The organism is Agrobacterium larrymoorei (assembly GCF_030819275.1).
In the GTDB taxonomy this organism is placed as follows: Bacteria; Pseudomonadota; Alphaproteobacteria; order Rhizobiales; family Rhizobiaceae; genus Agrobacterium; species Agrobacterium larrymoorei_B.
The window spans coordinates 1804978-1816685 of sequence record NZ_JAUTBL010000001.1 but is presented as its reverse complement, the minus strand read 5'-3'; the positions used below and the strand labels follow the sequence as shown (position 1 = coordinate 1816685).

Below are 11708 nucleotides of genomic sequence, written 5' to 3'. Positions count from 1 at the left end.
AGTGAGCCCCGGTTTCGACCGGTGAGGCAGCAACTTCCTCCGTATCCCGTGGGCGGGGGAACCCCTAAAGGGCCTGTGCAGTTTAAAAAAACGCCTAAGTACCATTCCTCATAACACCCTTGCGTAAGGTGCTTTGAAAACACAGAGAGTACGCTATAAGCCGAAACGAGTTGTGGACATCCACGTGATCTAAGCCACGCTACGATCGTCGACAATGACAACGCGGCCAGAAGCTGGCACCAATTTCGGATTGATTTACTGTTAAAAGGAAAACTCATGACCACAACCAACGAAATCGCTGACAAGATCGCCGCTGAAAATGGACTGACAAAGGTTCAGGGCAAGGCAATCGTCGAAGCCGTTTTCCAGGCCATTACCGATGCAGCAGGCTCCGGCAAGGAAACGTCGATCCCTGGCTTCGGGAAGTTCAAAGTCAAGGCTTCGCCCGAGCGCGAGGGCCGCAATCCTGCAACGGGCGAAGCCATGAAAATCGCGGCCTCGAACAAGTTGACCTTTGCGCCTGCCAAAGCACTCAAAGATGCGCTGAATAAGTGACCCCGGAATTGGCAGCCCTGCCCTCTTGGGCAGGGCATCCAAATCAGGCTCACAGCAGAAAACGGCTCAAGGAAGGTGCCGCGGCACTGTCCTAACATTGGAAGCTTAGAGCCACAGATTTGTGGCTTTCGCTCAATCCGATAATCTGTATCGAATTTCCGCTTCACGACCCTCAGCGCGTGAAAGTTGAATCCGCGTTTGGCATGAACGAATTCGTGCGCTCCCATAAACTCGATGCTTGATCGACATCAGGCTGATCGCGGGCTTGACCCGGGGTCTGCGATGTCCGAATTTATCTTGAGTATATGTGCATTTAAGCTGCTTATGATAGGCGCTGTCGCGGAGGCCGGATTGACGCAGAGTGACATATGGTTGCAAGCCATTTTTGCGCAGACGACGGGCGGTATAGCGCTGACCGATCTCGATGGCAGCTTTCTCACCGTCAATCAAAGATATTGCGAGATCGTCGGTTATCCGGAGACGGAACTGCTTAAATTGCGCATGCAGGATATTACTCACCCCGACGACTTGCCTGGCAACCTTGAGCAGTTCCATCGCATGGTGGAGACCGGCAGCAATTTTGAGATCGAGAAACGGTACATCCGAAGGGATGGCACTCTTGTATGGGTGTCCAACTCCGTATCCGTCATCCGCAACGACAGCGGCCAGATAATGCAGGCTGCGACAGTGACCATAGATGTGACGGAACGAAAACGGGCGCGAAAGGAGGCTCGTCGGCTCGCTGCCATTATAGCGTCCTCCGACGACGCCATTATTAGCGTCGACCTCGACTTGAAGATACGCAGCTGGAACCGAGGCGCCGAGAAGCTCTACGGATACTCTGCCGAGGAAGCCATTGGGCGCCCGGCCCTCATCATTCTTCCGCCGGAGCTGGTTACGGAAGAAAATGTTATAATCGACAGCATCAAGGCCGGTGGCCATGTCGAACCGCACGAGACGCGGCGAATCCATAAAGACGGCAGCGAGGTTCATGTGTCGCTCAGGGTCTCGCCGATTTATGATGAAAACGGATACGTGGTCGGCGCTTCAAAGATCGGACGAGACATCAGCGAGCGAAAAGAAGCGGAGCGGCTGCAGAACCTTTTGATCGGTGAACTGACGCATCGGGTGAAAAACGTGCTCGCAACGGTCAACGCGGTGGTACGCCAGACCTTAGGCCCGGCGGCTCCCAACAGTCAGGAGTTTGTGCTCCAGGCGCGACTGGAAGCATTGTCCAAGGCCTACGATCTCCTGACGATCTCCAACTGGGAAAGCGCGAGCTTGCATGACATCGTCCGCAAAGCGATGTCGCCCTATCCCCAGGACAGCGTTCAGGTTGAAGGTGACGAGATCCTCGTCAATGCTCGTGCGGTGCTTCCGCTGAGCCTGGTGCTTCATGAGCTTGGAACCAACGCGGCCAAGTATGGAGCCCTATCTACCGATCGCGGCCAAGTCGCCCTTCGATGGTCCATTGCAAACAGCAGCGATCCGGCCGGGGCAGTGCTAAACCTGCGATGGGAGGAACGAGGCGGTCCGTCGGTTACTGTTCCGTCGCGCCAGGGCTTCGGATCCCGCCTCATAAAGGCGGTGACGACGTCCGAACTTGGAGGAGACGTCGTGGCGGACTACGCCCATACCGGGCTTATATGTGATTTCGAGATGGCTTTGTCCTCCCTCACCGATCGTTAGGGTCAGGCCATTCGAGCTGATCTTCCATGCGCACGGCCACCTCGATCTGAATAGCCCCGAGCCTCGTGGACACCCTCTGGTTAAATCTTCTGCTGCCTTTTCGAAGTCTACGGGCGACAGCATCACGCTCCTGACAGGTTTGCGTTTCGGGTTATAGAAGATCTCGCGTCAATTACCGGTCGAGTGTGCGTCGCTAGCGATAGCAGGCCTGCTGTCTTTTGATCCCGGCGAGAAGGGACAGACGCGCAACCCGGTTTCGACACACAACAGGCTGAGCGCGCCGATGACCCCTTTTGCTCTCGGTCCGGAAAAACAAAATGCTTCAGTCCCGTCGCGCCACCCCGTGGGCCTCTAAGTCCAATGCTAGCAATGATGCTCCTAACCGAGCAACGCGCTTGAGATCACCAGAGGCGTGTCAATTGATCAGAGAGCTTATCGATAGGATTAATATTTAATCGAAACTCGAAAATGCACGCGCGATATGCAAGGCCACCTACCCAAAAGTATAGGATCCGAACATATTCGCCGCCCTGGCTACCCATCCAAAAAACAGAATTGCCTATTCCGCAGAACGCTTCCGAATGTCACTGAGCCGATGCACCGTAGGACATCATCTTAGGCGCGGATCTGCATCCGCACTCCATTTGATGCCCTGCCTTCGCGGCTTCGACTTCGCCTGCATGAGTATGGCGCACCGATTGACAAAGGATACCGGGAATGCGTGACAATACCGTCCATGTTCGTGTCGTATCGCCCATCGTCACCGCTGGCTTTCGCAAGCTTGCCGACCTGAAAGCGCTGGAATATCCGGGCATCGTTCTCTCCCATGCCCAGATTGCAACCGGGCCGGGTTCAATTGAAAGCGAGTTCGAGGCGGCGATGTCGGTTCCTGGAACGCTGCTCGAAGTCCTGCACGCCGGGCGCGAAGGTGTCGATGCAGTGATCATCGATTGCATGGGCGATCCCGGCCTGCGCCCCGGTCGTGAACTTTCCAACATGCTGGTGGTAGGACCGTGCCAGACAGGCATGCATGTTGCCGCCATGCTGGGACACAAATTCTCGGTCATCACCGTCATGCGCCGGCTGATCCCCTCCTTCGAAAACACCGCAGCACTCTGCGGTCTATCTTCCAAGCTCGCCTCAGTACGCAGCGTCGACATTCCCGTGCTCGATCTCGAAAAGGACCTTACCGCCACCGCAGAACGGCTGGTGGAGCAAGGCCGCAAGGCTGTCGAAGAAGACGGCGCGGAAGCGCTGATCTTTGGCTGCACCGGGCTGATGGGCTGTGCCGCAGGCCTGCGGGAAGGTCTGCTGGCAAAGGGCATCGACGTACCGGTTATCGACCCTATTCCCACCGCCATTTCGGTTGCCGCAGGCATTGTCAGAGCCGGCCTCACGCAAAGCCGCACCACCTATCCCGCACCGCCGGAAAAGCAATTGCTGGGTTACGATACACTGCTCAGCGCGATGCTGCCGATGGCGGCGGAGTAAAGGCGAACAGGAGCGGGACGCACGCAAATGGCATCAACGGCGATAACAGCGGCATCGGGAAAAGACGGCGACGTGAAAGCCTCGCGCGTCGGCAAACCGGGCTTCATGCACGGCGCGGGCCTATGGCTTCTGATACTACCCGCCATGCTGTTCTTCATCGTCTTCTTCGTCGTGCCGACAGCATCACTTTTCGGTCTTGCCTTCAACAAGTCTGTCGCTGGCGTCATTACGCTTTCCGGCGATATCAACTTCGACAACTTTGTGCGGATCTTCACCCGCTCCATCTATTACGAGTCCATCCTACGCTCAGTTGGTATCTCAGCCCTTGTGGCTCTCGTCTGCTTCTTTTTCGGTTATCCGCTGGCCTATGTCATTGCCAAGACCGTCAATCCCGGGCGCAACACGCTGTTGATGATCCTCGTTCTCTCATCGATGCAGCTCGACATGGTCATCCGCCTCTATGGCCTGATGGTGCTACTGGGCGATAATGGCCTGATCAACGGCACCCTGCTGCGCCTCGGAATCATTTCGGCCCCGTTGCCGCTGATGTACAATATCTTTGGCGTCGTCGTCGGTCTGGTACAGATCACCCTGCCCTTCATGGTGCTCTCGCTAATCGGCATCATCAAATCGATCCACCCCTCGCTTGAGGAAGCGGCACGATCGCTCGGCGCCTCGCGCAGCAAGGCATTCTTCTCGGTCGTACTGCCGCTCTCAATGCCGGGTATTCTGGCCGGAACTTTGCTGGTCTTTGCACTTGCCATTTCCTCCTACGTCGTGCCGGCGTTGATGGGTGGCTGGAAAGTCATGGTCATGCCGATCCATATCTACCAGCAGGTTGCCGAAACCGGGCGGTGGCAATTCGGCGCGGCAATTGCCGTCGTCCTCTTCGTGACAAGCCTGATGGCGATCGCCGTCTACCACCGCGCCGCCATGCGCACCACTGGAGGACGCAGCTGATGCGCGAAGAGACATCCATTCCGCTGGTCTTCAAGCTGCTCTCTACGTTGACCCTGACCATCCTGCTGACGCCGGTCGTCATCGTCATTCTCTCCGGGCTCAATTCCGGCGACTATCTCACCTTCCCGCCACAAGGCCTGTCGCTGCGCTGGGTTTACGCTTTCCTGACCTCACCAACTTTTCTTTCTGCCTATGGCGTGTCATTCATGGTGGCCGGAATTTCCACCGCCATATCCACCGTGCTTGGCACCATGGCGGCTCTCTTTTTGACCCGCTCGACAAGCCTCGTCGTCGGGCCGCTTCGCGCCTTTTTCATGATGCCGATCGTACTGCCCGGCGTGGTGTTGGGACTGGCGCTCTACGTCTTCTACGTCACTACCGATATCGGTCTTGCCCGCAGCATGGCAGGCCTCATCATCGGCCATGTCATCGTCACCTGCCCCTTCGTCATCGCCACGGTGACGGCAGCGCTGGTCGGCTTCGATCGCTCGCTGGAAGAGGCAGCCCGCTCGCTTGGCGCCTCGCCCTTCACCGCTTTCCGGCTGGTGACGCTGAAGATCATCTCGCCAGCGATTTCGGCGGGGACGATCTTCGCTTTCATCATTTCCTTCGGCCAGTTTGAGGTGACGCTATTTCTCTCGACACCGAACCTGCAAACCCTGCCGATGGCCATGTATGTGGCGCTTCGCTACGCCTTCGAGCCGACTGCGGCAGCCGCAGGCATCTTCGCCATCATCCTCGTCGTCGTCTCGATGGTGGCCACCTCGAAACTCGTCAATCTGAAACGCATCTTCGGCGGCTGATCCGCCGGGGATAAACCCGTATCCATAAGTTCGAACAACAAGGGGAACATGGACATGACCGTAAAGACCTTCGATCCCAACCGCCGCAAGCTCTTGAAACTCGGCGCTGCTGCGGCAACACTACCGCTCTTCAACATCAACCACGCCTTCTCGCAGGACGTCACTTACGACGGCTCCGTCTTCGATGCCGGTGGCGCGGTGTTGCGCGTCGGCGAATGGGGCGGCCCTTGGGGCGAGCTGGTGAACAAATACCTGCTGACCGATTTTGCCAAGGATTTCAACTGCAAGATCGAGTATGATTCCACCTGGCCGTGGTTCCCCAAATTCGTCGCCAACGGCCCGAAGAAGCCGCCGCTCGACATCACCAACTGGAACCTGCCGGAAATGTTCAAGACGGCGGGTGCGGGCGATTTCTTCCACACGATTGAAGAAATCCTTCCCAATCTTCCGAACGGCAAGAACCTCTGGCCCTTCGCGACATCGAACGGTGTTGGTGTCACATGGGCCTTCAACCAGTATGTCCATGCCTACCGAACCGATCTCGTCAATCCGCCGCCGACCAGCTTCAAGGACATGTGGAAGCCGGAATTCGCCGGCAAGCGCGGCACCTATATTACCTCCAACACGCTCCAGATGGACTTCTTCCTCGTCGCCTGCTCGCTGTTCGGCAAGGATCAGTACGACCTGAAGGCCGGCTACGAGGCGATGAAAGCACTGATGCCCGCCAAGATTTCCGACTTCACCGGCAACATGCAGACGCTGATGGATCGTGGCGAGGTCGTGATTGCGGTGCAGAGCGACGCCGAGCCGATGCAGGCTCGCGACAAGGGTGCTCCTTTCGCCGTCATGTACTGGAAGGAGCTCCAGCCGATCCTGACCCAGACCTACACGATCAGCCGTTACTCGGAGCCGACCCAGAAGAAACTTGCCTATGCGCTGCTGAACCGGGCGCTGGAGCCATCCTTCATGACCAATATGGGCAAGGAATTCTATCTGCGCCCGACCGTATCGAACGCCGTTCTGCCGGACAATCTGGTCAAGGCCGGCATCGTCAACAGTGCCGACGCCATCAAGAATTTCTGGTTGCCTGACTGGAAGGCCTACCTCGAAAACGAAGACGAAATCGTCGAGACCGTGAACGAGATTTTCGCCGCCTGACGTCGAAAAGAGCGGGCGCCTGCGCCAGGGCGCCCGCCAACGAGCAAATGAAGAACGGGCACGAAGCGCAGACCTGAAGGACGATCGGATACGATGTCGGACATTCAACTCAAAAATCTCGTCAAGTCCTATGGCGACAACGTCGCGGTCGCCGGTATCGATCTGCACATAGAACAGGGCGAGTTCTTTTCGCTGCTGGGACCGTCTGGCTGCGGCAAATCGACGACGCTGCGCATGATTGCAGGCTTCATCCGGCCGACCTCCGGCCAGATTCTGATCGGCTCGGATGACGTGACTTACCTGCCGCCGGAAAAGCGCGACATCGGCATCGTTTTCCAGAACTACGCGATCTTCCCGCATATGAACGTGGCTGAAAACATCGCGTTTGGGCTGAAACTTCGGAAGAAGTCGCCCGTAGAAATCGATACGGCCGTGGCTTTCGCACTGAAACAGGTGGGCCTCATGGGCTACGAGGACCGCTATCAGCGGCAATTGTCGGGCGGCGAACAGCAGCGTGTGGCGCTTGCCCGCGTACTGGTGACGCAACCCCGCATCCTGCTTCTGGATGAACCGCTTTCAGCACTCGACAAGGCGCTGCGCGAGGAAATGAAATACTGGATCAAGGAACTGCAAAAGACACTCGGCATCACCACGGTCTATGTCACGCATGATCAGGACGAGGCGCTCACCATGTCGGACAGGATCGGCGTGATGCAAAAGGCTCGGGTCGAGCAGGTCGGCACGCCGCAGGAAATCTATGAGCGGCCGAAAACCCTCTTCGTTACGACCTTCATCGGCCAGTCCAACGTCATCAATGCCACTGTGAAGGGCCGCGAGGGCGATCGCCTGGCTGTCGGCTTCGGCGGACAGACGGCGCTGACGCGCCTTCCCGCCAGTGACCTTGCGGGCGGGTCTTCCGTCAAGCTGGTGGTCAGGCCGGAAAACCTCATCATCGGCGAGCCCGGAACCGGCCTTCCCGCGACAGTGGTCTCGGAAACCTATCAGGGCGCGCTGGTGCGCTACCGTCTTTCGGTCGGCGGGCAGGACGTGGTCGCTGAGAGACAGAACCAGTCCCATGTCGCAAGACTTTCGCCAGGGCAGCTTTGCGGGGTCAGTTGGGATCCCGAACGGTCGGAGGTGCTGATGGCCTGACGGCCAAAGCATCCAAACAAACAATCGAGCGAAACGAAACGCCCTCGGATGAAGCGTACGGGCGGCGGGTTTCCTTTGTCAGTTATAGGAGAAAGACATGCGTATAGGCATAGACGTGGGCGGCACGAATACGGACGCCGCCCTTATGGACGGCGCGGCGGTACTGGGCGCCTGCAAGAGTCCAACGACCGCCGATGTCGGCTCGGGCATCGTGGCGGTGCTGAAGAAGCTTCTCGGCATGACCGGCGTCTCGGTTTCGCAGATCCAGGCAGTCATGATTGGCACCACCCATTTCACCAATGCGGTGGTAGAGCGCAAGCGGCTGCTGGAAGTGGCGGCGATCCGCCTCGGTTTGCCAGCCACCAAGGGCCTGCCACCGCTGACCGACTGGCCCAAGGATCTTGCCGATACGCTCGGCCGCCATACCTTCATGCTGCGCGGCGGCCATGAATTCGATGGCCGTACCATCGCCCCTCTTGATGAGAAGGGCCTGATGGAGGTCGCCCGCACCGTACGCGAACGCGGCCTGAAAACGGCTGCCGTTACTTCGGTTTTTTCACCGGTCACGCCGGAAATGGAACTGCGCGCCGCTGAGATCCTCAAGAATGAAGTGCCGGATATTGCCCTTTCGCTCAGCCATGAAATCGGCCGCGTCGGCTTTTTGGAGCGCGAGAATGCCTCGATCATGAACGCATCTCTCGCGGAACTGTCACGCAAGGTCGTCTCGTCCTTCCGCGAGGCGTTGAAGGAACTGGAGATCACGGCTCCCTTTTTCATTAGCCAGAATGACGGGACACTGATGTCGCCGGATTATGTCGAGCGCTATCCGGTGCTGACTTTCGCCTCTGGCCCCACCAACTCCATGCGCGGCGCTGCAATGCTGGCAGGTGCCAAGGAAGCGATGGTGGTGGATATTGGCGGCACCACTTCGGATGTCGGGATGCTGGTCCACGGCTTCCCGCGCGAATCCGCTGTCGCCGTCGATATTGGCGGCGTGCGCACCAATTTCCGCATGCCGGACGTGCTGGCCATCGGTCTCGGCGGCGGCTCGCTGGTGCGCGACGATGGGGAGCGCATCGGCTCGGATTCGGTCGGTTACGAGATCACCACCAAAGCGCTCGTCTTCGGCGGTGACACGCTTACAACGACGGATATCGTGGTGGCTGCTGGCCTGGAAGATATCGGCGACCGCTCCCGTGTCGCGCACATTCCGGCAAAGACGATCGAAACCGCGCTCGCCACCATGCACCGCATGGTCGATGAGGCGGTGGACCGCATGAAGACCAGCGCCGAGCCTTTGCCTGTCATCCTCGTCGGGGGCGGATCAATCCTCGTCTCGCGCGACCTGCCCTCCGCCTCCAAGGTGCTGAGACCCGAAAACGCATCTGTCGCCAATGCCATCGGCGCGGCCATTGCCCAGGTTGGCGGCGAGGTCGATCGTATCTTCTCGCTGGAGGGAACCTCGCGCGACGCGGTTCTGGCAGGGGCCAAGGCGGAAGCATCCGAACGCGCGATCAAGGCAGGCGCCACCCCTTCCTCCGTCAAGATCATGGATATCGAAGAAGTGCCACTCGCCTATCTACCGGGCAGCGCCACACGCATCCGCGTCAAGGCGGTCGGCGATCTGGTGATTGGTTGAGGGGACGGCAATGAAACTGACACGAGAACATTTGGCCGATCTTGCCGTGGGTGCGGCATTTCTCGGTACCGGCGGCGGCGGCGACCCCTACGTCGGGCGCCTGATGGTACAGCAATGCCTGGATGAGGGCTGCGAGGTGGAGTTGATCGATCCCAAGGAGCTTTCCGATGATTGCCTGGTGATCCCCACGGCGATGATGGGCGCGCCGACCGTGCTGGTGGAGAAAATCCCGTCCGGCGAGGAGGCGGTGGCCTCACTCAGGCGGTTGGAAAAGCGCCTTGGCAAAAAGGCCGACTATACGATGCCGATCGAGATTGGCGGCATCAACTCCACCATTCCGCTGGTCGTCGGCGCACGGCTCGGCCTGCCGATCGTCGATGGCGATGGCATGGGCCGCGCGTTTCCTTTTCTCGAGATGGAAACCTTTGGCGTTTATGGCGTTTCCGGCTCGCCCATGGCAGTCAGCAACGAGTGGGGCGATTGCGCCCTGATCGAGGCTGTCGACAACCGGCAGATGGAGTGGCTGTCTCGCGCCGTCGCGATCCGCATGGGCGGCTGCGCCTATATTGCCGAATATGCCATGAGCGGTGCCGATGTGAAGCGCACTGCCATTCCCAATACACTCACCCTCGCGATCCGCATCGGCGAGGTGCTGCGCAAGGCACACGACGAGCATCGCAATCCGATCGAGGCGCTCCTCGGCTTCCTGCCCTCGACGCTCTATCGCTATGGCCGCGTCATCTTCAAGGGCAAGATCGTCGACGTGCTGCGCGAGACCAAGGCAGGCTTCACCATCGGCCGTGCGCTCATCGACGGGATCGCACCCTTCTCCTCGCAGATGGAGATCGAAATCCAGAACGAGAACCTGATTGCCCGGCAGGACGGGAAGGTCAGGGCCATCGTGCCGGATCTTATCTCGATCATGAACACCGAAACCGCCGAGCCGATCACCAGCGAGAACCTGCGCTATGGTCAGCGCGTGACCGTGGTCGCGGTCTCCGTGCCGGAAATCATGCGCACACCGGAAGCGCTCGACGTCTTCGGGCCAGCCTGTTTCGGGCTGAAAGAACCCTTTACCTCCATTGAGGAGATCGTCTGAAATGGCACGCATCACTGATCAGGATATCGACGATCTGGCCGTGGGAGCCGCGGTGCTCGGCACCGGTGGCGGCGGCGATCCCTATATCGGCAAGCTTCTGGCGAAGGCTGCCATAGAAAAATACGGCCCTGTGGATCTAATGGCGCTGGAAGACGTGCCCGATGGCGCGACAGTGGTCGCCTGTGGCGCCATGGGCGCACCGACCATCTTGATCGAGAAGATCCCCTCCGGCGACGAGGGCAATCTGGCGCTCGAAACCTATGAGGATCACACCGGCCTGAATGCGGACGCCATCATCCCCTTCGAGGCAGGCGGCATCAACTCCATGGTGCCGATCATCCTTGCCGCCAAGAAGCGTGTGCCGGTCATCGATGCCGATGGCATGGGCCGCGCTTTCCCGCAGCTCGAAATGGAAACCTTCAATGTCTATGGCGTGCCAGCAAGCCCGGTCGCAGTCGCGGATGAGCGCGGCAACCGCGTGCTGATCGAGACAGCGGATGCCGCCAAGGCCGAATGGCTGGCGCGCGGCGTAACGATCCGCATGGGTGGCCAAGCCTATATCGTCAATTACGGCATGGATGGGCAGACGACCAAAAAAGTCTCAGTTCCGGCCACTATGTCGCTTGCGATCGGCATTGGCCGGACACTGAGGGAAGCAGCAGCGCAGCACCTCAACCCCGTCGAGGCGCTGATCGCATTCTTTTCCGGCACCCATTACGGTCATGCTGAAGTCATAACCTCCGGCAAGGTGGCGGATGTGGCGCGCAAGGAGCAAAATGGCTGGTCCGTGGGCATTGCCACGATCGAGCCATTCGACACCTCCAAGCCGAAGGTGAAAATCCGCATTCAGAACGAAAATCTCGTCGCCGAGGAAGAGGGCGGGCGCATGCTTGCCATCGTGCCCGATCTCATCACCATTTTGGATATCGACACAGCGGAAGCAATCACCACCGAGAGGCTACGCTATGGACAGCGTGTCAACGTACTGGCGGTGCGCGTCCCGCCGATCATGCGCACGCCGGAAGCGCTCGCCGTCTTCGGCCCCAGCGCCTTTGGCCTGACGCAAGCCTACCAACCACTCGGCTCTTGACGAAAGGCCAGCATCGCGCACTGATACCAGCGCTCATCTCCCCGCCAAAGACGGCGGAGGATGAGGCTGGTT

The 11708-nt window shown here is 59.0% G+C and carries 10 protein-coding genes; all 10 read left to right on the top strand.

Features of this window, described 5'->3' with window-relative positions:
• Positions 1-276 precede the first annotated feature (276 nt).
• The 10 genes from QE408_RS08250 (at position 277) to QE408_RS08205 (ending at position 11636) form a co-directional block, all read left to right on the top strand.
• Complete coding sequence (locus QE408_RS08250; protein ID WP_306930017.1) at positions 277-555, top strand: HU family DNA-binding protein; 279 nt, start codon at positions 277-279, stop codon at positions 553-555.
• Between the two features lie 351 nt (positions 556-906).
• The gene (locus QE408_RS08245; protein ID WP_306930015.1) at positions 907-2244 is read left to right on the top strand and encodes a PAS domain S-box protein; all 1338 of its coding nucleotides are present in this window, start codon (positions 907-909) and stop codon (positions 2242-2244) included.
• Between the two features lie 717 nt (positions 2245-2961).
• Complete coding sequence (locus tag QE408_RS08240; RefSeq protein WP_306930013.1) at positions 2962-3735, top strand: aspartate/glutamate racemase family protein; 774 nt, start codon at positions 2962-2964, stop codon at positions 3733-3735.
• 27 nt (positions 3736-3762) lie between these two features.
• A complete protein-coding gene (locus QE408_RS08235; RefSeq protein ID WP_306930012.1) occupies positions 3763-4695 on the top strand; it encodes an ABC transporter permease in 933 nt (310 codons plus the stop codon).
• Entirely contained in the window at positions 4695-5498 is an 804-nt protein-coding gene (locus QE408_RS08230) for an ABC transporter permease (protein ID WP_306930010.1), read from the top strand. The genes QE408_RS08235 and QE408_RS08230 overlap by 1 nt, the downstream gene beginning before the upstream one ends.
• A gap of 54 nt (positions 5499-5552) precedes the next feature.
• Positions 5553-6656: an ABC transporter substrate-binding protein gene (locus QE408_RS08225; RefSeq protein WP_306930009.1), complete on the top strand. Its 1104-nt coding sequence runs from the start codon at positions 5553-5555 to the stop codon at positions 6654-6656.
• 93 nt (positions 6657-6749) lie between these two features.
• Complete coding sequence (locus QE408_RS08220; protein WP_306930008.1) at positions 6750-7808, top strand: ABC transporter ATP-binding protein; 1059 nt, start codon at positions 6750-6752, stop codon at positions 7806-7808.
• Between the two features lie 97 nt (positions 7809-7905).
• A complete protein-coding gene (locus QE408_RS08215; protein WP_306930006.1) occupies positions 7906-9447 on the top strand; it encodes a hydantoinase/oxoprolinase family protein in 1542 nt (513 codons plus the stop codon).
• Positions 9448-9457: 10 nt separating this feature from the next.
• Positions 9458-10546, top strand: a complete 1089-nt coding sequence (locus QE408_RS08210; RefSeq protein ID WP_306930005.1) for a DUF917 domain-containing protein — start codon at positions 9458-9460, stop codon at positions 10544-10546.
• A 1-nt stretch (position 10547) separates the two neighbouring features.
• Entirely contained in the window at positions 10548-11636 is a 1089-nt protein-coding gene (locus QE408_RS08205) for a DUF917 domain-containing protein (protein ID WP_306930003.1), read from the top strand.
• The last annotated feature ends 72 nt before the right edge of the window (positions 11637-11708 follow it).